The following is a 24,510-nucleotide window of genomic DNA, read 5'->3' as shown; positions in this document are numbered from 1 at the left end:
GCAACCTCCTATAAAGGGGGCATAAATCTACGCAATCCTCACCCTTCTCGGCTTCGTCGGCCAGCGTCCAACATGTCAATTTTTGTTGCGATTCGACCCCTTTCGTTTACAACGGATTTCACCTAGAGTGCGCATGCCGTACCCGGTTCAGTCAGGAGGCTGAGTGCGCGCTGCGCTCGTCGTCGTCGTGGCCCTGGCCGTCGCCCTCTCAGGCTGCAGCCCCGACCCGGCCCCGCAGACCCCCCAGGCCGGCTCGTCGGCGCCCGTCATCGCGCCGGGCCGCCCGGGCGAGCAGGCCAGAACCCTCTCCCCCGCGGAGGCCGCCACCGTCGTGCCTTCCGCGACCGCCAACGCCGCGGACGTCACCTACGTCCAGAACATGATCGTGCACCACCGGCAGGCCGTCGACATGGCGCTGCTCGCCCCCAACCGCGCCGAATCCCCCCAGCTCAAAAGCCTGGCCGACCGCATCCAGGACGTTCAGGGCCCCGAGATCCAGTTCATGACCACCTGGCTGCGGGAGCAGGAGCAGACGGTGCCCGCCCATCACGCCCGGCACGACGGCATGCCCGGCATGGCCACGCCCGAGCAGCTGGAGGCGTTGAAGGCCGCCAAGGGCAAGGAGTTCGACCGGATGTTCCTGCAGCTCATGATCAACCACCACTTGGGCGCGATCGAGATGTCGAAGCAGGTGCTGACCGGCGGGGCCCACATCAGGATCGAGGAGCTCGCCACCGACGTCAGCGTGGAGCAGGCCGCCGAGATCCGCCGCATGCAGGCCATGCAGTCCACACAGTCCACGCAGGCCACGTCATGAGCCGGAGCGCCAGGAGTGCAGGTAGTCCTCCTGCTCGGCCGTGAGCAGGTCGATGCCGATGCCGGCGGCGGCGAGCTTCAGCCTGGCCACCTCGTGGTCGATCTCCTCGGGCACGTCGTACACGCCCGGCGCCAGCCCGGCCCGCTCGCCGGCCAGCCACGCCACCGCGAGCGCCTGCGCCGAGAACGACATGTCCATGACGGCCGCCGGATGCCCCTCCGCCGCGGTGAGGTTGACCAGCCGCCCCTCCGCGAGCAGCAGGAGCCGCCGCCCGTCGGGCATGACGTACTCGTCGGTGTTGGGCCGCACGCCCCGGTGCACCTCGTGGGCCAGCTCGTCCAGCGCCCGCACGTCGATCTCCACGTCGAAGTGCCCCGCGTTGGCCAGGATCGCCCCGTCGCGCATCACCGACAGGTGCTCCGCCCTGATCACGTCACGGTTGCCGGTCACCGTGATGAACAGATCGCCCAGCAGCGCCGCCTGCGCCATCGGCCGCACCTCGTAGCCTTGCAGGGTCGCGTCGAGGGCCTTCACCGCGTCGATCTCGGTCACGATCACCCGCGCCCCGAACCCCTTCGCCCGCTCGGCCACCCCCCGCCCGCAGTAGCCGAACCCCGCCACCACCACGGTCCGCCCGGCCAGCATCGTGTTCGTGGCCCGCATGATGCCGTCGAGCGTCGACTGCCCGGTGCCGTACCGGTTGTCGAACATGCGCTTCGTACGGGTGTCGTTCACCGCCACCACCGGGAACCGCAACGCCTTCTCGGCCGCCATCTGCCGCAGCCGGATGATCCCCGTCGTCGTCTCCTCGCACCCGCCGCTCACCCCGTCGAGCAGGTCCGTCCGCTCCGTGTGCAGGATGTTCACCAGGTCGCACCCGTCGTCGAGCACCAGCTCCGGCCCCAGGTCGAGCGCCTGGTGGATGTGCCGGTAGTAGGTCGCCCGATCGACGCCGGCCCGCGCGTGCACCGCGATCCCGTACTCGCGCAGCGCCTGCGCCACGTCGTCCTGGGTCGACAGCGGATTGGACGCCGCCAGCGCGATCTCCGCCCCGCCCGCCTTCAACGCCCCCAGCAGCACCGCCGTCTCCGCGGTGACGTGCAGGCAGGCCGCGATCCTCAGCCCGCCGAGCGGCCGCTCCACCGCGAACCGCTCACCGATCGCCGTGAGCACCGGCATCGAGCGGGCGGCCCAGGAGATCTGCCGCTCACCGCTTTCACTGAGGTCCATGGCCAACCTTAAACCGAAGAAGACGGCCAGGGGCACGCTCGTCACGGCGCCCGGCCCGTGAGCCTTCACGACCGGCCATGACGGGCGGAGGTGACGTCGGCGCGTGCGGGTAACCCCGGCTCTGCCGTACAACAGGAAGAAGGGAAAGCTCCGAGAGGCGAATCTCCCGGAGCTTCTTCCCACGAAAATTCAGTACCGGTAGTGGTCGGACTTGTACGGGCCCTCGACGTGGACGCCGATGTAGGCGGCCTGCTCCTTCGTCAGCTCCGTGAGCTTCACGCCCAGCGCGTCGAGGTGCAGGCGGGCGACCTTCTCGTCCAGGTGCTTCGGCAGCGTGTAGACGCCGATCGGGTACTCGCTGGTCTTCGTGAACAGCTCGATCTGCGCGATCACCTGGTTGGTGAACGAGTTGGACATGACGAAGCTGGGGTGGCCGGTGGCGCAGCCCAGGTTCATCAGGCGGCCCTCGGCGAGCACGATGATCGAGTGGCCGTCCTCGAAGACCCACTCGTCGACCTGCGGCTTGATGTTGTTCTTGACGATGCCGGGGGTCTTGGCCAGGCCGGCCATGTCGATCTCGTTGTCGAAGTGGCCGATGTTGGACACGATCGCCTGGTGCTTCATCTTCGCCATGTGCTCGGCGGTGATGATGTTGAAGTTGCCCGTGCAGGTCACGAAGATGTCGGCGATGCCGACGACCTCGTCGAGGGTCGTCACCTGGAAGCCGTCCATGGCCGCCTGGAGCGCGCAGATCGGATCGATCTCGGTGACGATGACGCGGGCGCCCTGGCCGCGCAGCGCGTCGGCGCAGCCCTTGCCGACGTCGCCGTAGCCGCAGACCACGGCCACCTTGCCGCCGATGAGCACGTCGGTGGCGCGGTTGAGGCCGTCGATGACGGAGTGGCGGCAGCCGTACTTGTTGTCGAACTTCGACTTGGTGACCGAGTCGTTGACGTTGATCGCCGGGAAGAGGAGCTGGCCGTTCTTGTGCATCTCGTACAGGCGGTGCACGCCGGTCGTGGTCTCCTCGGTGACGCCCTTGATGCTCTCGGCGATCCGGGTCCACTTCTTGTCGGCGCCGACCGTGCGGGTGAGCAGGTCGATGATGACGTGCCACTCCTCCGGGTCTTCAGCCGTCGCCGGGGGTACGGCGCCGGCCTTCTCGTACTCGGCGCCCTTGTGGACGAGCAGGGTGGCGTCGCCGCCGTCGTCGAGGATCATGTTGGGGGCGTCACCATTGGGCCAGGTGAGGGCCTGCTCGGTGCACCACCAGTACTCCTCCAGCGTCTCGCCCTTCCAGGCGAAGACCGGCACGCCCTTGGGGTCGTCGACGGTGCCGTCGGGGCCGACGACGACCGCGGCGGCGGCGTGGTCCTGGGTGGAGAAGATGTTGCAGCTCACCCAGCGCACCTCGGCGCCCAGGGCGACCAGCGTCTCGATGAGGACGGCCGTCTGGATCGTCATGTGCAGGGAGCCCATGATCTTCGCGCCGCGAAGGGGCTGGGAGGCCGCGTACTCCTTGCGAACCGCCATGAGGCCGGGCATCTCGTGCTCGGCGAGCCGGATTTCCTTACGGCCGAAGTCGGCAAGTGAAAGGTCTGCGACCTTGAAGTCCATCGGGTTTCCCCTCGCGTCACTGATGGTTGTCGCCGATGAGTCTAAGCGGCCCTCACTCGAGGACGCATCTCGCGGAGCTGGAATCTGACGTAAGAATGTAAGAATGCGCATCACGGAAGCGGCCAAGCGGCTCGGCATGTCCCCTCGAATGCTCCGGTACCGGGAGGCTCTCGGCCTGCTGCCACCGGTGCGCGAGCAGGGGTCGCACCGCAGGTTCGGGCCCGACGAGCTGGCCGCCGTCGCTCAGGGGGTGGAGCTGGAGAAACGGTTCGACGTGTCGCCGGCGGAGCTGGCGTTCGCGCTGCGGGTGCTGAGCGAGCCGTCCGTGGCGGCCGCCGTCCGTGACCTCGGGGTGCGCATCGGGCGCATCCAGGTGCCCCGCCGCGCCCTCGACTTCGAGAAGGAGAAGGCCCTGCGCCTGCTCAATCCACGGTGAGCTGCTGGGCCAGCCAGGGCAGCGCCTGCGGCAGCTCGCGGTTCCACGTGTTGAAGTTGTGGCCGCCGCTCGGCAGGATCAGCGAGGACGCCCGCATCGGCGGCCGCACGGCGGCCAGGAACCGCTCGGTCGCCGCGTAGTCGGCCTCGCCCCTCTTGCTGCTGGTCACGAGCACGTTCACGGCCGGCGCCGGCAGGTGCGCCAGCCGCCCGCTGCACCACCACCCCGCATCCGCCCTGCGCCCCCGGGCCGTGGCCGGCCATCCCGGCGTGGCCGACCGGCTGGAGCACGTGCTGCTCGGCCTGGCCGGGGTGGAGGGGCCGGTCACGTTCACCAGCGAACGCGTGTCGGACCTGGTCTACTTCTCGCTGCTCGCCCTCGGCACGCTGACCGCCGTCACCACCCTCGACCTCGCGCTGCGCCCCGAACGCCCCAACGCCGTGCTCAGCGTGGACGACGAGCGCCGGCTGCGCGGCCTGCTCGACCGGCACGGCGAACGCGACTCGCTCGGCTACTTCGCGCTGCGCCGCGACAAGAGCGTGCTGTTCTCCCCGTCCGGGAAGGCGGCCATCGCCTACCGGGTCGTGTCCGGCGTCATGCTCGCCAGCGGCGACCCCCTCGGCGACCGCGAGGCGTGGCCGGCCGTGATCAGGGCGTTCACCGCCGAGGCGCGCCGGCACGCCTGGGTGCCGGCCGTCATCGGCTGCGGCGAGACCGCCGGCGAGGTGTGGACCCGCGAGACCGGCATGTCCGCGCTGGAGCTCGGCGACGAGGCCGTGGTCGAGGTCGCCGGCTTCACCCTGGAGGGCCGGGCCATGCGCAACGTCCGCCAGATGGTCAACCGCGTCGAACGGGCCGGCCACACCTGCCGCGTCCGCCGCGTCGCCGACCTCGGCGACGACGAGCGGGTACGCCTCCAGCAGGCCGCCGACGCCTGGCGCGGTACCCAGACCGAACGCGGCTACTCCATGGCGCTCGGCCGCTTCTGCGACCCCGAGGACCCCGCCTGCCTGGTCGTCACGGCCCACCGGAACGGGAAGCTCGTCGCCCTCCAGCACTACGTGCCGTGGGGCCCCCACGGGATCTCCCTCGACCTCATGCGCCGCGACCGCGCCGCCGACCCCGGCCTGAACGAGCTCCTGATCGTCAAGACCCTCCAGGCCGCGCCCTCCCTGGGCATCACCCAGGTATTACTCAACTTCGCCATGTTCCGCGCCGCCCTGGCCCGCGGCGAACGCCTCGGGGCCGGGCCGGTGCTGCGAGCCTGGCGCGGGGTGCTGCTGTTCCTGTCGCACTGGTTCCAGATCGAGTCGCTGTACCGCTTCAACGCGAAGTTCCGCCCCATCTGGGAACCGAGGTTCGTCGTCTACCCGAACGCCCGGGACCTCCCCCGCATCGGGGTGTCGGCCCTGCAGGCGGAGGCCTTCCTGCCCCTGACCCGCCCCCTCCGCCCCCGCCCGGCTTCTCTCCCGCTCCTCCTGCCCCACCGCCGCACCCGCGCTTCCCCATGAGGTACGTCCGGCGAACCGTCCCCGCACGCCCGCAGGCAACCTCGCGAGCATGCCAGCGCCCTTGCCTCAGCCCCAGGCGGTCCCGCGAACCTGCGAGCGCCCTTGCCCCAGCCCGCGGGCGGTCCCGTGAGCGAACGCGACAGGCCCGTGGGTGGCGGGCACCGCCACCCACTTCCCCCAAAGGGACCCCGGCCACCGCGCCCGGGTCACCTCGGCGACGGGGCGGCCGCCCGTACGGTCAGGATGCGGAGGTGCTCTTGAGCCGGTCCAGGTCCGGCTCCAGGTAGATGACGCGCGCGATCGGCACCGCCTCGCGGATGCGCCGCTCGGCCTCGTCGATGCCGTGGGCCACCTCGGCCGCCGTGTCGTTGTGCTCGACGGCGATCTTGGCGGCCACCAGCAGCTCCTCGGGCCCGAGGTGCAGCGTGCGCATGTGGATGATGCGGGCCACCTCGGGCGCCCCTTCGAGGGCGGCGCGGATCTGGGTCTCGATCTCGGGCGAGGCGCCTTCGCCGACGAGCAGGGACTTCATCTCGACGGCCAGCACGATGGCGATCACGGCCAGCAGCACGCCGATCATGAGAGTGCCGATGCCGTCCCAGACGCCGTCGCCGGTGATCACGGCCATCGTGACGCCGAACAGCGCGAAGATCAGGCCGAGCAGGGCGCCGAGGTCTTCCAGGAGGATGACGGGCAGCTCGGGCGACTTGGAGCGGCGCACGAACGACACCCACGACTGCTTGCCGCGGACGTGGTTGGATTCCTTGATCGCCGTACGGAAGGAGAACGCCTCGGCGATGATCGCGAAGATCAGCACCGCGAAGGCCCAGATGGGCTCTTCGACGGGGTGCCCTTCCTGGATCTTGTGCACGCCCTCGTAGATCGAGAACGCGGCGCCGATCGTGAACAGCACCACGGCCACCACGAAGGCGTAGAAGTAACGCTCGCGCCCGTAGCCGAACGGGTGTTCCTTGGTGCTGGCCCGGGCGGCCCGCTTGCCGCCGATCAGCAGCAACACCTGGTTGCCCGAGTCGGCGACCGAGTGGATGCCTTCGGCCAGCATCGAGGAGGAGCCGGTGAAGAACGCTGCCACGAATTTGGCCACGGCAATGGACAGGTTCGCAGCCAAGGCCGCAATGATCGCTTTGGTTCCGCCGCTCGCGCTCACCGGTCTGCTCCAGTCATAAAGATCACGTACTCAAAGGCCTGAAAGTGGATCCTATTGGGAAATTCTTGCCTTTACCTCAGTGATCGCTGACACAGGGGTCGGGTCGATGTCATAACCGAGCGCGAGATACGTACTCGCATAGTCGCCGAGCCCGATGAGGCCGGCCATCCGCTCCAGCGGATGCTCCCCCTCGGCCGTCAGCTCGGTGACGGGCACGTCGCGCTCGCGCGCCGCGCGCAGCGACGCCTCGCGCCGCCGCGTCACCTGAGGGTGCTCCTCGACGTCGCGCAGCACGACGAGCTTGAGCGTGCGCCCGGAGGTGTCGGCGAAGATGTCACGCTCGGCCAGGGGGCCGTCGAGGGCGGCCACCTGGTGGTGGCCGACATCGGGCAGCTCGCCGTGGAGGGCGGGATACTTCGCGTTCGCACTGAGCTGGCAGGCCAGCCGGTACGCCGCCACGGCCGCCGCGGGCGACGACCCCCAGATCATCGGCACGCTCTCGGCGAGGTCCATCGCCAGCGACTTGCCGGGGTTGATGAACGACTCGCTCGTCGGCCGGCACCGGTGCGCCATGTCCTCCAGCGCGGCGGCCACCCGTTCGAAGAGGTCGGCGTCGACCTGCACCAGCCGCAGCGCCGCCGCCGCCACGATCGGGGGGACGCTCAGCAGCCACAGGTTGGCCCTGGACGGGCCGGAGACCGGCACCGGCACGTAGACGGCCGACGCCTGGGTGGCGATGGCCTCCAGCGGCGAATCGGGGGCGCCGACGCCGAGCAGCGTGCAGCCGCGCCGCACCGCCTGGGTGGCGACGGCCAGCGTCTCCTCGGTGTCGCCCGAGCCGGACACGGCGATGACCAGGTCGGTGGCCCCCACCCAGCCGGGCAGCTGGTAGGAGCGCACGGTCACGATCGGCAGCGGCGCGCCGTTGCCGACGACCGCTGCCAGGATGTCGCCGGCGACGCCGGAGCCGCCCATGCCGGCGACCACGATGGCACGCGGGCGCCCGTGGTCGGCCAGGCGGTCGACGCGGGCCTCGACCGCGTTGCGGTAGCCGGTGCGTACGTGCGCCGCGGAGGCCGCGACGGCCGGGAGCATGCCGCCAGGATCGCCCTCACTGAGGTGACGCTGGTCGTCAAGCCGCTCCGGCTCCCAGGTCACGGCTTCCTGGCCTCATCGACGAGCAGGACGGGAATGTCATCCCGGACCGGGTAGATCAGCCCGCAGCCGGTGCAGACGAGCTCCTCGGCCTCGTTCTCGGCCCGCAGCGGGGCCTTGCACGCCGGGCAGGCGAGGATCTCCAGCAGCCAGTCGTCGATCTTCACTCTGACACCTTTCCCACAATGGCGAGGACTTCGTCCCTGATCGCCGTCATCTTGCTCTCGTCGGCCGCCTCGGCGTTCAGCCTGAGCAGCGGCTCGGTGTTGGAGGGCCGCAGGTTGAACCACCAGCCGTCGCCGCGCACGGTCAGCCCGTCGAGTTCGTCGGGCTCGCCGCGCCCCTCGAACGCCTCCCGCACCCGCCGCAGCGCCTCCGCCTGGTCGGACACCTGGCTGTTGATCTCGCCGGAGGCGTGGTAACGCGAGTAGGCGCCCACGACCTGCGACAGCGGGCGCTCCTGCTCGCCCAGCGCGGCCAGCACGTGCATGGCGGCCAGCAGCCCGGAGTCGGCGAACCAGAAGTCCCTGAAGTAGTAGTGGGCCGAGTGCTCGCCCCCGAACACCGCGCCCGACCTGGCCATCTCGGCCTTGATGAAGGAGTGACCCACCCGGGTGCGCACCGGCACGCCGCCGTGCTCGCGCACGATCTCCGGCACGCCGAGCGACGTGATGAGGTTGTGGATGATCGTGGAGCCGGGGTATTTGGCCAGCTCGCGCGTCGCCACCAGGGCCGTGATCGCCGACGGCGAGACCGACTCACCCCGCTCGTCGATCACCCAGCAGCGGTCGGCGTCGCCGTCGAAGGCGAGCCCGATGTCGGCGCCTTGCTCGACGACGGCACGCTGGAGGTCGACGAGGTTCTGCGGCTCCAGGGGGTTGGCCTCGTGGTTGGGGAAGGTGCCGTCGAGCTCGAAGTAGAGCGGGGTCAGCTCGATCGGCAGCCCCTCGAACACGGCGGGCACCGTGTGGCCGCCCATGCCGTTGCCGGCGTCGACGACCACCTTCAGCGGCCGGATGCCACGCAGGTCGACCAGGCTACGCAGGTGGTCGGCATAGCCCTTGAGCAGGTCTTTCTCGATCAGCGAGCCGGACGGCGTGGCCGTCACCCCGACGAGCTGCGCCGCCCGGTCGCGGATCTCCGTCAGCCCCGTGTCGCCGCCGATCGGCACCGCGCCCGACCGGCACATCTTCATGCCGTTGTAGCGGGCGGGATTGTGGCTCGCGGTGAACATCACCCCGGGCAGCCCCAGGCTGCCGCTGGCGTAGTAGAGCAGGTCGGTCGAGCCCAGCCCGGCGTGCACCACGTCGGCGCGGCGCGAGCGGGCGCCCCTGATGAACGCGTCGGCCAGCAGCGGGGACGACTCGCGCATGTCGTGCGCGACCACCACCGACCCGGCCCCGGTCACCTCGACGAACGCCGCCCCCACGGCCTCGGCGGTCGGCTCGTCCAGCTCGTCGGGCACCACCCCGCGAACGTCGTACGCTTTGAAGATCTTGGCGAGGTCGCCCACTCTCCAGCTCCGCCCCTAGGTCGTTTCCGCCGTACGAGACGAGCCTACCGGTCGCGGTGCTGCTGGGCCGATCTCAGAACACGCAGGTGCCCGCGCCGGCTCACCTCCACGCCCTGACCGACCGGCTCACCTCCGCCGGACGACGTGGGACGCGCGGCCTCCCTGACGGCGTTGGCCAGCGCTTCGAGATCATCGGAGCTGGGCGAGGCGCCGTCCGTCGGCAGCCGCACCACCTCCCAGCCACGGGGGGCGGTCAGCCGCTCGGCGTGTTCGGCGCACAGGTCATAACAGTGTGGCTCGGCGTACGTCGCCAGAGGGCCGAGAACAGCGGTCGAGTCGGCGTATACGTACGTGAGCGTGAAGACGGCAGGCTGGCTGCAGGCGGTGCGGGAACAGCGGCGGACGGGGCTCACGGAGGGACCGTATCTGGTAAGAGTGCGAGGCGCCACTACCTGAGCGCTCTTAACGAGCGTGTCGCCACAATTCGGACACCTGTCGCAGCGTTTCCACCCACATGCCCCGAACCCTCCTCCGCTCGCCCCGCAACCGCCCTCCCCGGCTTCCCCACCTCGTGACCTGCCCAATCCTCCCGGCCGCCGCCATCTTCCCCGCACCGCCCCGGAGATCCGGCCAGGCGAGTTTCGGTCACGCACGAGATCTGCGGGCGCGGGCCCGGACGGTCCCGAGGATCCGGGACGCGGCCCCGTACACTTGCACACGTGACTCACAAGCGCGGTCCCCGACGGCGCGATCGCCACGGCCGCGGTCTTCGCGGCCCGCTCGCCCCCTCCCACGTCCCCATGGCCAAGTCCCGCAGCGAGCGCTTCGACGACCTGGTGCTCGACGCCGTCGACCGCCTCAGGCCGCGCTGGGAGAGGCAGCTTTCCGCGGTGGAGTTCGCGGTGGAGGACGTCCCGCCGCTGAGCGAGCTGGGCGACGGGCCGCGCCTCAACTCCGATCCCATCCCGTTCGGCCGCGCCGACGCCGCCACCGGCCAGAGCCCGGCCTCGATCGTGGTGTACCGCCGGCCCCTGGAGGCCAGGGCCCGCGACAGGGACATGCTGGGGGCGATGGTCCACGACACGGTGGTGGAGCAGGTGGCCACCCTCCTGGGCCTGGCCCCGGAGACGGTCGACCCCGGCTACGACGACCGCCGCTGACCGTCCTCCGTCCGTTCGCGATGAGTTCCTGAACCCGCGCGGGTCCACCTCATCGAACGAACGACGACAGGAGGCCCGACATGGGCGAGCGAGTAACCACAGCCATCACCGCCATCAGGACCATCGGCGTCCCGGTCACCGACCAGGATCGCGCGGTCGCCTTCTACGTGGACGTCCTGGGCCTGGACAAGCGCGTGGACGCGCCGGTCGAGCAGCTCGGCGGGCGGTGGATCGAGGTGGCGCCGGCCGGGGCCGCGACGACGATCGCCCTCGTCCCGGCCGGCGCGGAGGCGAAGGCCGGCGTCGAGACGGGCGTTCGGCTCACGGTGGCGGACGCGGCGGCGCTGCACAAGGAGCTGGCGGAGCGCGGGGTGGTGGTGGGCGAGCTGCTGAACTGGCCGGGCGTGCCGCCGATGTTCAGCCTGCGCGACCCGGACGGCAACGGGCTGGAGATCGTCGAATAGCCATCGGGCGAGCGGCCGGGGATTCCGGCCGCTCGCTCTTGTCCGGTCAGAACGTGAGACACCCCACAAGCGGCACTTCCGGCGGGACGACCACGGCGGCGGCGATCCTGCGGGGGTAGGTGGTCTGCACGGGAACCTCCTCGATCGATACACGGACTCCCACCCTCCGCCACCACCCTCCTCTCACACAAGGTGACGATCAGCTACTTTCTGTTACCACCACCCCTCCTGGTTGACGCGGGCCCGACTGCGCCCTCACTATGAACGTATGTTCATGAACACATGTTCACGGAGGGGAAGCTTCATGGAGACGATCGTCAACACCGCGCAGGCGCAGGCGTGGAACGGCTACGAGGGCGAGCACTGGGCGGCCCACCACGACCGCTACGACGCCGTGAACAGCGGGTTCAACCAGCCCGTGCTCGACGCGGCGCAGCTCGGCGACCACGACCACGACCGCGTCCTCGACATCGGCTGCGGCAACGGCCAGCTCACCAGGCTCGCCGCCCGCGCCGCCCGGCACGCCGTAGGGGTGGACCTGTCGGAGCCGATGCTGGCCAGGGCCCGCTCGACCGCCACCGCCGAGGGCCTGCACAACATCACCTTCGAACGCGGCGACGTCCAGGTCCACCCGTTCCCGCCGGGCTCGTTCGACGCGGCCGTCAGCAGGTTCGCGGTGATGTTCTTCAACGACCCGGTCGCCGCCTTCACCAACGTCGCGCGGGCACTGCGGCCCGGCGGGCGGCTCGCGTTCGTGACGATGAAGGACCTGCGCGGGACGGACCTGGGCACGGTCATGGCGTCCCTCGCGCCGCACCTGCCGGGCTGGCAGCCGTCCACTACCCCGAACCCCGCCCCGGACCGACCGTCACCCGCCCCTGACCAGTCGTCACCCACCCCGGACGAGCCGTCACCCACCCCCGACCAGCCGTCGCCCGCCCCGGATCGCTCCGGCCCCCTCTCCCTCTCCGACCCCGACCACATCCGCGGTGTCCTCACCCGGGCAGGCTTCCGGAACATCACGGTCACCCACGTCGAGGCCATGGCGAACTGGGGCGAGAACGCCTCCGCCGCGGCCGCGTTCTTCAGCGACTGGGGCCCCGTCCGCCACAACCTCGCCGGCGCCGACCCGGCCCCGGCCCGCGCGGCCCTGGAGGCCGCCTTCCGCCCCTTCGAGACCGGCTCCGCCGTCCACCTGCGCAGCACCGCCTGGCTGGTACGCGCCGACCGCCTTTGAGACGGAGGCGGCCATCGCCTCGGGGGCCCGCGCCCGCCCTCTCCCTCCAGATACGGTGTCCTGGTGTCACCCAGAAAAGCCCCGGCACTCCGCGGGACCGACCTCAGCCTGCGGGAACACCTGGTCACCACGGCCGCCCGCCTGATCGCCGAGCGCGGCACCGCCGGCCTGACCGTCCGCGCCATCGCCCGCGAGGCGGACGTCGCCGACGGGGTGCTCTACAACCACTTCGCCGACAAGGAAGAACTCCTGGCCCTCGCCCTGCGCACCCACCTCCGCACGGTGGTCCGCGACATGGGCGACCTCCCGGTCCCCGGCCATGGCACCGTCCGCGACAACCTGCGCGCCCACATCGCGTACGGCCTGGCGTTCCACCGCGCGGTCCTGCCCGCGTTCGCCGGCCTGATCGCCCAGCCCCGGGTCCTCACGGCGTTCGCCGAGCTGAGCGAGCCCGGCGAGGACTGGCGCGACCTGCTCCACGCCTACTTGCGGGCGGAGGCCGAGCTGGGCCGCCTCGCCCCGGACGCCCGGATCGAGGCGGCCACGGCGATGATCGTCGGCGTCTGCCACGAGACGATCCTCACGGGTCTCCTGCACAACGCCTCCGCCCACCAGGACTTCACGGACGAGTTCGTCGACGACCTGGCCGATACCGTTCTGGAAGGGATCGGCTTGTCGCGGACCTGACCCCGAGGTCGGTCGCACTCGCATGAAGAGGCGCGGGCCGGAACGGCAGGAATCCGGCCCGCGCCCGAGCGGACGGCGGGGAGACGGCACCGGGCCGCCCGCATGCGGCGTGGCATCGTGGCGCAGGTGGATGCGCCACGCTGTTTCGCCACGCTCGCCACCGGAGAACCTAGGGCGCCGTGAGTGATGAGACGGACACAAACTGTGTCCCTTGTTCGGTCAGACGGTCAGCCCGATCTCATCCGCCAGATCCCGCGCCTGCACACGCAGATGGGACGGCCCCGATTCCACCAGCTCCAGAGCCATCCGCCTGGCGAAGCCGTTGTACATGACCGTTTCCGGCGCGGCTTGTTGCGCCAGTTGCAGCGCGCCCAGCACAGCCGGGTGATCACGACGCAGGTGATGAGCACGGGCCACCTCGATGAGGTGACGGCCTCGCCTGGGCCGCGACGGGATGGGCACGCTTTCGGCGTTGCCCGCCTGCCGGGCCGACTCCCCGCCCTGGCGCAGCTCGACCGCCACGGTCACCGCATGCGCTTTCATGATCACCCGTGAGAACGACGTCCACGGCTGGTAGCAGTCACCTGGGAGCCGGTCGGCGACGCGGCCGGCCTCGTCCCAGTGCATCCAAGCCTCACCCGCGTCACCCGCCCGGGCCGCCGTGAACCCCAGCTCGAACGTGAGCGCACCCCACATCGCCAGCAGATCCACGCCTCCCTCGCTCAGGTGCGGCTCCAGGGCGGCCATCGCCTGCTCGTTGATGCTGCGAGCAGCGGTGTAGTCGCCGCTCTCCCGGTGTGCCTGGACGAGGAACCACACCGCGCACGACAACGCCAGCGGATCGCCCGACTCCTGGGCGGCCGTCAACGCGCGGTCTGCCACCCTCCACACCAGCTCCTGCGCGGGCTGGTAGGCGACGTACATCTGAGTGAGGCCGTAGGTCTGCGCCAGCAACGCGTTGGCGCGCCGCCTCTCGTCGCCCTGACGCAGGTGCACCGCGAGCTGAGCGTCCCGCAGCAGGTCGGGCAGGAGCCGCGCGAGAGCGGTGCGGTGGTCCGGGGACGTGTGACGGGTACGCCATGCCGCGTCGAGCCGCCCCCGCAGGACGCTCAACGGCTGAACGGTTCCCTGCGGGATGCCGACGGCGAGCGGGGTGGCGTTGATCGCGTCGCGGACGGAGGCGAGCGCGGCATGACCGGGGCCGCCGAACATGCGCACAGGGACGGAGCGGGAACCCGTGAGCTCCGAAAGATCCCTGACCTGAAGGGCTTCGGCCAGCAGCAGGAGGATCGACAGCCGGGGCTGCGACTGGAGCCGGCCCGATTCGACGCCCTTCATCCAGGACACCGACTTGCCGACGAGCCCGGCCAGGACCTCCTGGCTCATGCCTCGCCGGAGACGGAGCATTCGTATCCGCTGGCCGACCGTGGGGGGCGGCGGCATCGGGTCATCAGTCACAGGGCAAGCACCTCCCGGGCGCCTCGGTAAGCATCAGCTTACGTCGGCTGGTTCCTTCTTGCTGGGGCTGTTCCGGTGACGGGGTTGCGTCCGGGGAGCGCGAGGGGCTGGCAAGCCTCTCGCCGGGGGTGTGGGGGCTTGCCCCCACAGGGCGCTGCCCGAGCCCCTTCGCGCGTAGCGCGGCTCAGTGGGAGGACCTTGCAGTTCCCCCGGGAGCCCCGCCGGAGCCCCCGGTTGCCCCCGGGAGCCGCCGGGGTTCAGGGGACGACCACGTTGTAGGTGTCGGTCATGGGTGGGAGGAGGGTGAACAGGCGGGCTGGGGCCAGAGGTTGCATCGTCAGGAGGACGCCTGTTCGCCGGCGTTCCTCCACCAATCTGCCGCCGTAGACCTCCCCCGATACCGGGGTGACCACCACCGCGAAGTCGCCCCTCGCCTTCAGTGGCACCGCCTTCGTGCGGCCGGCCGGGATGTCCACGTCGTACGGGGGGCTCGCCGGGCCCTTGCCGGGCACCACCTGGACGCGGACCTTGCCGGGCTGGGTGCCGAGGGCGGTGAGGAGGAGGTGGGAGCCGGTCGTGTTGCGGGCCACGGCGCTGCCCAAGGCCAGGGACGGGGTGCCGGCGGTGAAGGCGACGTCCGGGCGGTCGCCGGTGCCGGTGGCGATCAGGCCGGCGACGATCGGGGTCTGTGAGGTGAGGACGAGGGCGGCGGCGGAGCCGGCCACGCCGGTGGTGATGTCCAAGGCGGTCACGCTGCCCGCCGGCACGTCCAGGGTCTCCCTGCCCTTCATCGCGTACTCGGCGTCCTTGCTGACGGCCTTGATCTGGACGACGGTGTCCGCCTCGCCGGGGGTCGCCACGAGGAGCCGGCGCAGGCCGCCGCCTCCGGGGACGCCGGGGACGACGACGCGGGTGGCGGGCGGGGCGGCGGCGGGGAGCCAGTCCACGCCGCCCGTCTCCAGGGTGGCCCTGGCGGCGACGGCGACGCGGCCGAACGTGGTGGTGACGCTGACGGCCATGATGTCGGCCGACGGGGCGAGGGTCTTGAGGTCGATCTCCCGGTGCTCGCCCGGCGCGAGCTCCAGGCCGAGGCCGGCGTCGCTGGAGATCCTGCCCTCCGCCGCGTACACCTGCACGTCCGCCAGCGCGGGAGCCTTGTCGGCGTTGGTGAGGTGGAGGCGGACGTCGGCGTTGGCGGGGCCGGGGCCGACCAGCCACGTCTCGGGGGCGGGCTCGGTGCAGCGGACCCCGGCCAGGCCGCGCCCGGCGCCGGCGGTGACGCGCGTGAGGTAGCCGGCCTCCAGCCCGCCGGGGCCCTTGGTCACGTACGGCTTGCCGTTCTCCATGGCCTCGCCGTTGAGGGTGCCCGGCAGGTACACGTTGACCTGCTCCCCCTTCGTCCCCGGGCACACGGCGGTGACCGATTCGACGGGGACCTTGCGCGGGCCCGGCGGCTGGGCCGGGGTGACGGCCGGTTCGGTGGCGTACGCGATGCCGTACATGGCCGCCAGGGACACGACGACCAGCACCAGCAGGCCGAACCGGTTGTCCACGAACCTCTTCATTCCGAACCCGCCCCTCCCCTGCTCGGCGCCCGCATCACGCACCCGCCGGCGCGACGCCGGGCGACTCGGCCGGCTCGGGAGGCTGGCGGCGGCCCGGCGCGGCGAGCAGGGCGACCACCAGCAGCAACGCGCCCTGCACCCACAACCACACCTGGTGCAGGACGCTCACCGGCTGGGCCGGGACGCGAGTGACCTGCTCGGCCAGGCGCCACAGGCCGCCGCCCGTGTCCGACAGGCTCATGCGTTCGAGTGAGGGCTGGGAGTCGAGCGTCCTGGCCAGCTCGGGCGAGACCGGGGGCGCGACGGCGACCATCGCGATGCCCTGCGCGGCCAGCGTGGCCGCGTCCCCGCCGCGCCCGCCGACCAGGCCCTGCACGGCCGCGGTGACGCGCTCGCGGGCCTCGGACGCCACGGGCAGCTCCGCCTCGCCGACCAGCGGGGTGCGCCCGTGCAGGACGGTGAAGCCCGATCCCTTGATCACCAGCGTGCGTTCCCCCTGCGTCGTACGGGCGGCGGCGAGCGCCGGCATGACGTCCCGCGCATCGCCCACGAGCGGCCCCCGCACACCGTTGACCACCCAGTAGCCGGCCGCCAGCAGCGGCGTGCTGAACGCCACCGCCACCATCACCGTCGCGCCCAGCCGCCGCAGCCCGCCCCCGGCACGCAACTCGGTGAGCCGGTGGGCGGTCAGGCCGACCAGCACCACCAGCCCCGTCCCCGCGAACGCCAAGGGCACCCCCGGCCACACCTTCGCCCCCTCGACCGTGACCCGGCTGACCAGGACGGCCGCCAGCATCCCGTACAGGGCCACGCCCCAGCCGATCGCGACGATCAGGCGTTGCCGGCGCATGAGCAGCGCGGCCAGCGCCGCCGCCACCAGGCCCGCCGTCACCCAGAACGGCGGCAGCCCCGGGCCGCCCGGGCTGAGGGCCAGCAGGCTTTCCGGCGGGAGGGACGGGTTCACGAGGGACGGGTCGTGCAGGCCGGCCTCCAGGAGGAACCTGCCGGGGTCCGTCACGAGGGTGGCCGTCCAGGGGAGCAGGAGGGCGGGGGGTACGGCGAGGGCGATCAGGATGGAGACCAGGGCCTCGCGGTTGCTCGCCCGGACGCCTGGATGGCCGGCACGGCCCCGGCCGCGCCTGCCGCCCGCCCGCTCATGGCCGTCGCCGGTCCGGCCGCGTCTGCCTGCCGCACGTTCAGGACGATCACCGGCCCGGCCGTGCCTGCCCGTGCCGGCACTCACACCACCGGCGGCCTCAAAGGCGGTGGCTGGGGCGGCGCCAGGAGTGGCTGTAAAGGCGGTGGCCGTGCCGAGGGCGGGGACGATACCCGGCGCGGTGGCAGCCGTGAAGGCAGCGGCGGTCCCCGAGGCGAAGGCGGTGGCGGAGCCGGGGGTGAAGGCGGGGGCTGGGGCGGCGGTGGCGGCCAGGCGGTCGTGGGTGTCGGGATCGTCGTGGGTGTCGGGGTCGCGCCCGTTCGTGAGGAGCCGGCCGAGCCCCACCGCCCCCAGCAGCCCCACCCCCGCGACCAGCGGATACACCAGGGGCACGAACGCCATCCCGACAGCCAGCCACAACCCCAGGGCCCACGCGGCCCGCCGGGCTCGCCGCCGGTCGGGGGTGAGCAGGACGATGCCGAGGAGCCAGGCGTAGACGGGCAGGAGCACGAACACCACGGCCGTTCCGAGCCGCCCGCCGGAGATGGCGCCGGTGGCGACGGGCAGCAGCGCGTACGTGCCGGCGGCCCAGGCGCGGGCGGGCACGGACGGGATGAGGTGCCGGGTGGCGAGGTAGGCGGTGGCGCCGGCCAGCGGCACGGAGCCGAGCAGCAGCACGGACACGGCCAGCCACGTCTTGCCGAGGGCGAGGGTGGAGAGCGCGGCGAGCACGGCGACGTAGGGCGGCGTGGGGGCGGTGAAGCCGAGGCCGACGTCGTGGAAGCCTTCGAGGTAGAACGCCCACAGGTCGGCGGCGCCGCCGCTCACGGGCACGAGTGCGCCGCCGCCGAGCCGTTCGCCGCCGAGCAGTGACCGCTCGGCGACCATCGAGACGACGGTCAGCGCGAGCATGAGGATGACGCCGGGCCGGCCGATGAAGCTCTGGAACGCGCCGGTGTCGGTGGGCGGGGCGGCGTCCTGGTCGTCGGCGTGGGAGGCGTGGGAGACGTGGTGGTGCTGGCCGGCGGCGTCGACGGGGGCCTCGCCCGCGAGGAAGCTCTGCACCATGTCGGTGAGCCGCCGGTAGGCCGCACCCCGAGGGGTCATAAGCCGCTTTATGCGGATATATCCCTTCTTGCGGCCGTGGCTGCGGGCCCGCCGCGCCCGCAGCAGCCTGAACGGGTGCGCCAGCACCGACGCCATGGCCACGACCTCGTCCAGCGCGTTCGCGGGCTGCTTGCTGACGATGAACAGCAACGTACGGAAGAACGAGCCGAGCACGTTCCGCAGCAGCGCCCAGACCATCGCCCTGAACGGCAGGTTCGCCATCACCACGAAGATCGCGTTGCGCCGGTCGAGGCGGCGCGGATGGTCCCCGCTGACCGTGATGCGCCGCCGCCTGCGGGCCGCCGCCTCGGCGTGCCAGGCCACGGCAGAGGTCACGTTCAGGACCTTGTGGCCGGCGTTGCGCACCCGCCAGCACAGGTCGAGGTCGTCGCGGAACAGCGGCAGGAACGGGTCGAGCCCGCCCACCTGCTCCCACACGTCCCGCCTGATCAGCATCCCGGCCGTGGACACCGACAGGACCTCCCGCGTCCCGTCGTGCTGCCCCTGGTCGAACTCGCGCGGCTCCAGCCCCGTGTCCCTGCGCCCCGTGCGTCCGACGGTGACGCCGATCTCCAGCAGCCGCCTGCGGTCGATCCAGTCGAGCAGCTTGGGGCCGAGCACGGCGGCCTTGGGGTCCTGCTCGGCCGCGTCCAGCAGCATCTCCAGCGCGCGCCGGTCGGGGGCGCAGTCGTCGTGGAGCAGCCAGATCCACTCGTCGGGCCCGGAGGGCGGCATCCGGTCGAGCGCCTTGGCGACCGACTCGCCGAAGCTGTGGGAGCGCGGCAGGGAGATCAGGTTGCCGGGGCCGAGCGTCTGTCCGAGCAGTTCGGCCGAGCCGTCCCTGCTGCCGTTGTCGACGCCCGCCACACGGTCCGGCCTGCGGCTCTGGTGGATCAGCGCACGCAGGGTCTCCCCGAGCCAGCGCGCGCCGTCGTGGGCGACGACGATCGCGGTGACGTAGGGACGGGACATGGCTGGGTGACTCCTGGGGGGAAGATCAGGCGGCCCCACCATACATGCGCAAGCCGTTCAGGAGATGCGAAAAGGGTCACACGGCGCTCCGCGTGACCCCTTCCCCCCTTATCACTAAACCGCCTGGCGCTTGATCCGTCTGCGCTCCCGCTCGGACAGCCCACCCCAGATGCCGAACCGCTCATCGTGCTCAAGTGCGTATTCCAGGCACTCGGCACGGACCTCGCACGATCGGCAGACCTTCTTGGCCTCTCGGGTGGAGCCGCCCTTCTCCGGGAAGAACGCCTCCGGATCAGTCTGCGCGCACAAGGCACGCTCCTGCCAGCCGAGTTCTTCAGCGTCAAGCTGATCCTGTGCGATGACCGGATCGGTCACTGCACACCTCCCTGCCGCCCGCCCGCAATGGAGCCCCCCATGGACGCCTTCCTTATTACCCACCCACGGGAAGGCGTAACAACATGGTTGTAATTACACGCGTGTGCTGCACGTGGCGTCAAGCGGCATGCAGCTATCCGGGGAAAGACCAGATCTCGCCCCGGTGTGCTCGGCATGTGATGTTCGCACCCGGGCCGACGCCTTACGGGCAGGGCATCGGCCAGGCTCGTTCAACGCTGTCAGCGGTCGGAACCGTACCAGGGCGGGAAAGACGCCCGCCCGTGGCCCACCTTCTCTCTAGCCGTTCATTGCCGGTCCGTTACCTGCGTGGCTCATTGGGGGTGTATATGGCGGTCGGGTCGATCGGGTCGTCGCCGGGGCGGCGCTGGTCGGTGCCGTAGCCGCCGCCGAACGTGGCCGGGTCGATCCGCATCGTCGACTCGCCGCCCTGCGGGTCCGGCCAGCCCTGCTGCTGGGGCGCCTGCGGGGCCTGGTGGGTGGGCTGGTACTGGCCCTGCTGGGGCTCGTACCCGCCGTGCTGCGGGCCCGCGTGCTGCGGCCCGGCGTGCGGGGGCGCGCCGTGCGCAGGTGCGGCATGCGAGGGGCCCTGGTGCGGGGGTGCCGCGTGCTGAGGCTGCTGCGGGTGGCCGAACGGGTCGTCGTACGGCCTGCCCTGCTGACTGCCGTAGTCGGGAACGCGCAGCTCCGGCTGGGTGCCGACGCTCGACTGGTACGTCTCCGCCTGCTGGTAGGCGTCCAGGAGCTGCTGCGAGCGCGGGTCCACCGGCGGGTCGGGCTCCTGGTAGGCGGGCGGCGTGGCGAACTCGTGGCCCGAGTAGCCCGTGAACGGCTGGCCACCTTGTGCCGGCTGCTGCTCGAACGGCGCCTGCGGCTGCTCGTACGGGGCCTGGGGCTGGTCGTACGGGGCCTGGGGCTGGTCGAAGCCGCCCTGCTGCTGGTCGAACGCGCTCTGGCCGAAGTACGGCTGCTGCTGCCCGAACTGCTGGGGCTGGGGCTGCTGGGGCTGCTCGGCCTGCGGCGGGTACTGGACGTTCGGCGTCGTGTCGCCCGACGGGTACGCCTGGCCGGCCGCCGCGTACGGGCTCGGCTGGTGCTCCACCGGCGTGGGGAAGGGGTCGTTCGCGGGGGGCGCGTACGGGTTCGGGCTGGCCTGGCCGTAGAGGTTCGGCTGGCTGTCGGCGGGGACGTACGGGGCCGGGGTGTACTCGCCGGCCGGCGGGGTGCTGTACTCCTGCACGGGCGGCGGGGTGCTGTACTCCTGCACGGGCGGCGGCACCGGGGTGGAGGGCGCCGTGTCGGCGGGCACGTACTGGCCGAAGCCGTCCGCGTTGTAGGGCTCGGGCTGCTGCTGGTCGGAGGGGGCGGCGGGCAGCGCACCCCTGATCTGCGGCTGCGGCGAGTAGGGGGCCGCGGCCTGGGGCTCGGGGGCCTGCTCCGGCTGCCCGCCGAAGCTGGGCTGCTGGCCGTAGCCGGGGGTGGAGGGCGGCTGCTGGCCGTAACCAGGGGTGGAGGGGGGCTGCTGGCCGTAGGCCGGGGTGGAAGGGGGCTGCTGGCCGTAGCCGGGCTGCTGGCCGGACATCGGCTGAGGGCCGTAGCCGGACTGGGGCTGCTGGCCCGGCTGGGGCTGGGGCTGCTGGCCGGACGGGGGCTGCGGCGCGTAGCCGGGCGCCGCCTGCGGGTCCTGCTGACCGGAGGCGGCCTGCCGGCCGCTACTGGGCTGCTGGCCATTACTGGGCTGCTGACCGTGACCAGGCTGCTGGCCGTTGTCGGGCTGCTGGCCGTACGCGGCCGGCTCCTGCTGCCCGCCGAAACCGGGCTGCGGCTGCTGACCGTAGGCGGGGGCGGCCTGCGGGTCCTGGGCGCCGCCGAAACCGGGCTGGGGCTGGCCGTAGCCGGGCTGGGGCTGCCCCTGGGGGTTCTGGGCGTTGTACTGCTGCTGGTCGAAGAACCCGGGCTGGGGCCCGAACTGGCCGTGGTACACCTGCGCGGCCGGCCGTTCGGGCAGCACCTGCGGCAGCAGGTAGACCAGCGCGACGGCGGTCAGGGCGAGCGTGGGCACGCCGAGCAGCACGTACTCGACGGTGGCGCGGGCGCCGCCGCCGGCGAACAGCCCGGCCAGGAGCGCCAGCATGCCGAACACGGCGGCGAGCAGCAGCCCGACCGCGGCGCCGTACGTGATGGGCTTGGCCTTGGGCGACGGCGCGCCGACCTTGGTGACCAGCAGCACGGCGCCGAGCAGCAGGGCCGTCACGACGGGGTTGGTCAGGCTGGAGAAGTTCGAGACGGCGCGCTCGGTGAAGGACGAGGTGCCGGACGAGCCGATCAGGATGTGCCCGATCGCCAGCACGACGTTCAGCAACCCGGCGACGAGCATGATCCAGGCGGCCGGCTCCTTGAGCCGGGCGACGTCAAATTTGCTCACAACTACCCCCATCAGACCCTTTAGCCCGAAGGGAGTTTGCCACATCACTGACTCACCCGCCGGGAGTCCCACGAACCTCTTTCTCAGCAAATCGCCCCATACCTGCCAGGACACCGCTGACAAAAGGTGGAAAACCGGTCCCGCGACGGGCTTGTCAGAGCCCGATGGAAGACTGGGCCGCATGCACATCGTGTCTCTCGCCGGCGGCATCGGCGGCGCCCGCTTCCTCCGGGGCCTGCGCGCCGCCGTGCCCGACGCCTCGATCACCGTCATCGGCAACACAGGTGACGACATCACCCTCTACGGCCTGCGGGTCTGCCCCGACCTCGACACCGTGATGTACACGCTGGGCAACGGCATCGACGAGGAGCAGGGCTGGGGCCGGGCCAAGGAGACCCACGTCGTCAAGGAGGAGCTGGCGGCGTACGGCGTCGAGCCGCAGTGGTTCGGGCTCGGCGACCGCGACTTCGCCACCCACATCGTCCGCTCGCAGATGCTGGAGGCCGGCTACCCGCTCTCGCAGATCACGCAGGCGCTCTGCGCGCGCTGGCAGCCGGGCGTGCGACTGCTGCCGATGAGCGACGACCGCTGCGAGACCCACGTCGTGATCGAGGACGAGCGCGGCAAGCGCGCGATCCACTTCCAGGAGTGGTGGGTACGCCTGCGCGCCTCCGTGCCCGCCCAGTCGTTCGCCCTGGTGGGGGTCGACACCGCCAAGCCGGCCCCCGGCGTGCTGGAGGCCATCGAGCAGGCCGACGTGGTGATCCTGCCGCCGTCCAACCCGGTGGTGAGCATCGGCACGATCCTCCAGGTGCCGGGCATCCGCGAGGCGCTGCTGCCCAAGACCGTGGTGGGCGTCTCCCCGATCATCGGCGGCGCGCCGGTGCGGGGCATGGCCGACGCGTGCCTGACGGCGATCGGGGTGGAGACGACCGCGCAGGCGGTGCTGGAGCTGTACGGGTCCGAGCTGATCGACGGCTGGCTGGTCGCGGAGGAGGACTCCGGGGTGGCGCTCGACGGCGTGCGCGTGCTGGCCCGCCCGATCCTCATGCACGACGCCGAGGCCGCCGCCGACATCGCCCGCACCGCCCTCGACCTGGCCCAGGAGCTGCGCAAATGAGCGAGCAGAACGACACGGCCCGGGGCGGCGCCCGTCCCGCGAGCGAGGTGGCCAGGGTCGAGGTGATCCCCGTGACCGGCCTCGGCGAGGTGCGGCAGGGCGACGACATCGCGGCGCTGCTGTCCGGCGCCGACCTGCGTGACGGCGACATCGTGGTCATCACGTCCAAGATCGTCAGCAAGGCCGAGGGCCGGGTGCGCCGGGCGCCCGACCGCACGGCGGCGATCGAGGAGGAGACCGAGCGCGTGGTCGCCAGGCGCGGCGACACCGTGATCGCCCAGACCAGGCACGGCTTCGTCATGGCGGCGGCCGGGGTCGACGCCTCCAACACCGAGCCGGGCACCGTGCTGCTCCTCCCGGAGGATTCCGACGCCTCGGCGCGTGCCATCAGGGCGAAGCTCGGCAGGCGGGTCGGGGTGATCGTGTCCGACACGTTCGGGCGGCCGTGGCGCAACGGCCTGACCGACGTGGCGATCGGCGCGGCCGGCGTGCTGCCGCTCGACGACTACCGCGGCGCCTCCGACTCCTACGGCAACGAGCTGAATGTCACGGTCACGGCCCTGGCCGACGAGATCGCGAGCGCGGCGGAGCTGGTCAAGGGCAAGCTGGCGGGGGTGCCGGTGGCGATCGTGCGCGGGCTGGCGCACCTGGTGACCGACGACGACGGGCCGGGCGTCCGGCCGCTGGTGCGCCCCGCCGACCACGACCTGTTCCGGTTCGGGTCGCGGGACGTCGTCTTCGCCCGCCGGACGATCAGGGAGTTCTCCGAGCAGCCGGTCGATCCCGAGGCGGTGCGCCGGGCGGTCGCGGCCGGCATCGCGGCGCCGGCGCCGCACCACACGACGCCGTGGCGGTTCGTGCTGGTGGAGTCGGCGCAGACCAGGACGAAGCTGCTCGACGCCATGCGGGAGGCGTGGATCGCCGACCTGCGCGGCGACGGGTTCTCGGAGCAGTCGATCGCCAAGCGGGTCAGGCGGGGCGACGTGCTGCGCAACGCGCCTTACCTGGTGGTGCCGTGCCTGGTGATGGAGGGCTCCCACACCTACCGCGACGATCGGCGCAACGCCTCGGAGCGGGAGATGTTCATCGTGGCGACCGGCGCCGGGGTGGAGAACTTCCTGATCCAGCTCGCGGTGGAGGGGCTGGGCTCGGCGTGGGTGTCGTCCACGATGTTCTGCCGGCCGGTCGTGCGCGAGGTTCTCGACCTGCCGGAGTCGTGGGATCCGATGGGATGCGTGGCCGTGGGGCACGCCGCCGCGCCGCCGCGCGACCGGGCGCCGCGCGACCCGGCGGACTTCATCGTGACGCGCTGACGGGCG

Annotated in this window: 22 protein-coding genes; 9 read left to right on the top strand and 13 right to left on the bottom strand. The window is 71.8% G+C overall.

What is annotated here, in order from left to right; translation table 11 throughout:
* Positions 1–163 precede the first annotated feature (163 nt).
* Positions 164–817 carry a DUF305 domain-containing protein gene (locus HCN51_RS28055; protein ID WP_168013197.1) on the top strand — a complete coding sequence of 218 codons (654 nt, stop codon included), beginning with the start codon at positions 164–166 and terminating at the stop codon, positions 815–817.
* Here the strand turns inward: HCN51_RS28055 and HCN51_RS28050 are convergent.
* Both HCN51_RS28050 and ahcY read right to left on the bottom strand, forming a co-directional pair.
* Entirely contained in the window at positions 812–2,047 is a 1,236-nt protein-coding gene (locus tag HCN51_RS28050) for an adenosylhomocysteinase (RefSeq protein ID WP_168013195.1), read from the bottom strand. The genes HCN51_RS28055 and HCN51_RS28050 overlap by 6 nt on opposite strands.
* Positions 2,048–2,236: 189 nt before the next feature.
* Positions 2,237–3,664 carry an adenosylhomocysteinase gene (gene ahcY, locus HCN51_RS28045; protein ID WP_080042869.1) on the bottom strand — a complete coding sequence of 476 codons (1,428 nt, stop codon included), beginning with the start codon at positions 3,662–3,664 and terminating at the stop codon, positions 2,237–2,239.
* Between the two features lie 103 nt (positions 3,665–3,767).
* Here ahcY and HCN51_RS28040 point away from each other — a divergent pair, with 103 nt between their 5' ends.
* Positions 3,768–4,100 carry a MerR family transcriptional regulator gene (locus tag HCN51_RS28040; RefSeq protein WP_080042870.1) on the top strand — a complete coding sequence of 111 codons (333 nt, stop codon included), beginning with the start codon at positions 3,768–3,770 and terminating at the stop codon, positions 4,098–4,100.
* Here the strand turns inward: HCN51_RS28040 and HCN51_RS28035 are convergent.
* Complete coding sequence (locus tag HCN51_RS28035; RefSeq protein WP_168013193.1) at positions 4,087–4,269, bottom strand: alpha/beta hydrolase; 183 nt, start codon at positions 4,267–4,269, stop codon at positions 4,087–4,089. The genes HCN51_RS28040 and HCN51_RS28035 overlap by 14 nt on opposite strands.
* Between HCN51_RS28035 and HCN51_RS28030 the strand changes: the two genes are divergently transcribed.
* The gene (locus tag HCN51_RS28030; RefSeq protein WP_168013191.1) at positions 4,256–5,611 is read left to right on the top strand and encodes a phosphatidylglycerol lysyltransferase domain-containing protein; all 1,356 of its coding nucleotides are present in this window, start codon (positions 4,256–4,258) and stop codon (positions 5,609–5,611) included. The genes HCN51_RS28035 and HCN51_RS28030 overlap by 14 nt on opposite strands.
* 238 nt (positions 5,612–5,849) lie before the next feature.
* Here HCN51_RS28030 and HCN51_RS28025 read toward each other — a convergent pair whose 3' ends face one another.
* From HCN51_RS28025 to HCN51_RS28005, 5 genes are read right to left on the bottom strand one after another with little or no spacing between them, the layout of a single operon-like run.
* Entirely contained in the window at positions 5,850–6,779 is a 930-nt protein-coding gene (locus HCN51_RS28025; RefSeq protein ID WP_168013189.1) for a cation diffusion facilitator family transporter, read from the bottom strand.
* Between the two features lie 51 nt (positions 6,780–6,830).
* Entirely contained in the window at positions 6,831–7,874 is a 1,044-nt protein-coding gene (locus HCN51_RS28020; RefSeq protein WP_168013187.1) for an SIS domain-containing protein, read from the bottom strand.
* 59 nt (positions 7,875–7,933) lie between these two features.
* Positions 7,934–8,101, bottom strand: a complete 168-nt coding sequence (locus HCN51_RS28015; protein ID WP_080042874.1) for a Trm112 family protein — start codon at positions 8,099–8,101, stop codon at positions 7,934–7,936.
* Entirely contained in the window at positions 8,098–9,447 is a 1,350-nt protein-coding gene (locus HCN51_RS28010) for a phosphomannomutase/phosphoglucomutase (protein WP_168013185.1), read from the bottom strand. The genes HCN51_RS28015 and HCN51_RS28010 overlap by 4 nt, the downstream gene beginning before the upstream one ends.
* 44 nt (positions 9,448–9,491) lie before the next feature.
* Entirely contained in the window at positions 9,492–9,860 is a 369-nt protein-coding gene (locus HCN51_RS28005; protein WP_080042876.1) for a DUF3499 domain-containing protein, read from the bottom strand.
* 387 nt (positions 9,861–10,247) lie between these two features.
* On the opposite strand from HCN51_RS28005, the gene HCN51_RS28000 reads away from it, so the two are divergent.
* The 4 genes from HCN51_RS28000 to HCN51_RS27985 all read left to right on the top strand — a co-directional run bounded on the left by HCN51_RS28000 (position 10,248) and on the right by HCN51_RS27985 (position 12,995).
* Positions 10,248–10,607, top strand: a complete 360-nt coding sequence (locus HCN51_RS28000; protein ID WP_080042877.1) for a metallopeptidase family protein — start codon at positions 10,248–10,250, stop codon at positions 10,605–10,607.
* 80 nt (positions 10,608–10,687) lie between these two features.
* On the top strand, positions 10,688–11,071 hold the full coding sequence (locus tag HCN51_RS27995) for a VOC family protein (protein ID WP_168013183.1): 384 nt from the start codon (positions 10,688–10,690) through the stop codon (positions 11,069–11,071).
* A gap of 304 nt (positions 11,072–11,375) precedes the next feature.
* On the top strand, positions 11,376–12,308 hold the full coding sequence (locus HCN51_RS27990) for a class I SAM-dependent methyltransferase (protein WP_168013181.1): 933 nt from the start codon (positions 11,376–11,378) through the stop codon (positions 12,306–12,308).
* Between the two features lie 63 nt (positions 12,309–12,371).
* Positions 12,372–12,995: a TetR family transcriptional regulator gene (locus HCN51_RS27985; protein WP_168013179.1), complete on the top strand. Its 624-nt coding sequence runs from the start codon at positions 12,372–12,374 to the stop codon at positions 12,993–12,995.
* A gap of 219 nt (positions 12,996–13,214) precedes the next feature.
* On the opposite strand, the gene HCN51_RS27980 is transcribed toward HCN51_RS27985, so the two are convergent.
* The 5 genes from HCN51_RS27980 to HCN51_RS58245 all read right to left on the bottom strand — a co-directional run bounded on the left by HCN51_RS27980 (position 13,215) and on the right by HCN51_RS58245 (position 22,071).
* Complete coding sequence (locus HCN51_RS27980; protein ID WP_168013300.1) at positions 13,215–14,438, bottom strand: helix-turn-helix domain-containing protein; 1,224 nt, start codon at positions 14,436–14,438, stop codon at positions 13,215–13,217.
* A gap of 272 nt (positions 14,439–14,710) precedes the next feature.
* Complete coding sequence (locus HCN51_RS27975) at positions 14,711–16,018, bottom strand: DUF5719 family protein (protein ID WP_168013177.1); 1,308 nt, start codon at positions 16,016–16,018, stop codon at positions 14,711–14,713.
* Positions 16,019–16,052: 34 nt separating this feature from the next.
* Positions 16,053–19,253: a glycosyltransferase family 2 protein gene (locus HCN51_RS59820; protein WP_240973316.1), complete on the bottom strand. Its 3,201-nt coding sequence runs from the start codon at positions 19,251–19,253 to the stop codon at positions 16,053–16,055.
* A 114-nt stretch (positions 19,254–19,367) separates the two neighbouring features.
* Entirely contained in the window at positions 19,368–19,628 is a 261-nt protein-coding gene (locus HCN51_RS27960) for a WhiB family transcriptional regulator (protein WP_020546325.1), read from the bottom strand.
* A gap of 319 nt (positions 19,629–19,947) precedes the next feature.
* On the bottom strand, positions 19,948–22,071 hold the full coding sequence (locus HCN51_RS58245; protein ID WP_206067963.1) for a hypothetical protein: 2,124 nt from the start codon (positions 22,069–22,071) through the stop codon (positions 19,948–19,950).
* A 181-nt stretch (positions 22,072–22,252) separates the two neighbouring features.
* On the opposite strand from HCN51_RS58245, the gene cofD reads away from it, so the two are divergent.
* Positions 22,253–23,191 (top strand): 2-phospho-L-lactate transferase, encoded by a 939-nt coding sequence (gene cofD / locus HCN51_RS27950; RefSeq protein ID WP_168013175.1) that lies wholly within the window; start codon positions 22,253–22,255, stop codon positions 23,189–23,191.
* Positions 23,188–24,504, top strand: a complete 1,317-nt coding sequence (locus HCN51_RS27945; RefSeq protein WP_168013173.1) for a coenzyme F420-0:L-glutamate ligase — start codon at positions 23,188–23,190, stop codon at positions 24,502–24,504. Before cofD ends, HCN51_RS27945 begins: the two co-directional genes overlap by 4 nt.
* The last annotated feature ends 6 nt before the right edge of the window (positions 24,505–24,510 follow it).

The sequence above is a fragment of the Nonomuraea composti genome (assembly GCF_012034275.1).
GTDB classification, from domain to species: Bacteria; Actinomycetota; Actinomycetes; order Streptosporangiales; family Streptosporangiaceae; genus Nonomuraea; species Nonomuraea composti.
This window is presented reverse-complemented; position numbering and strand designations above follow the sequence as displayed.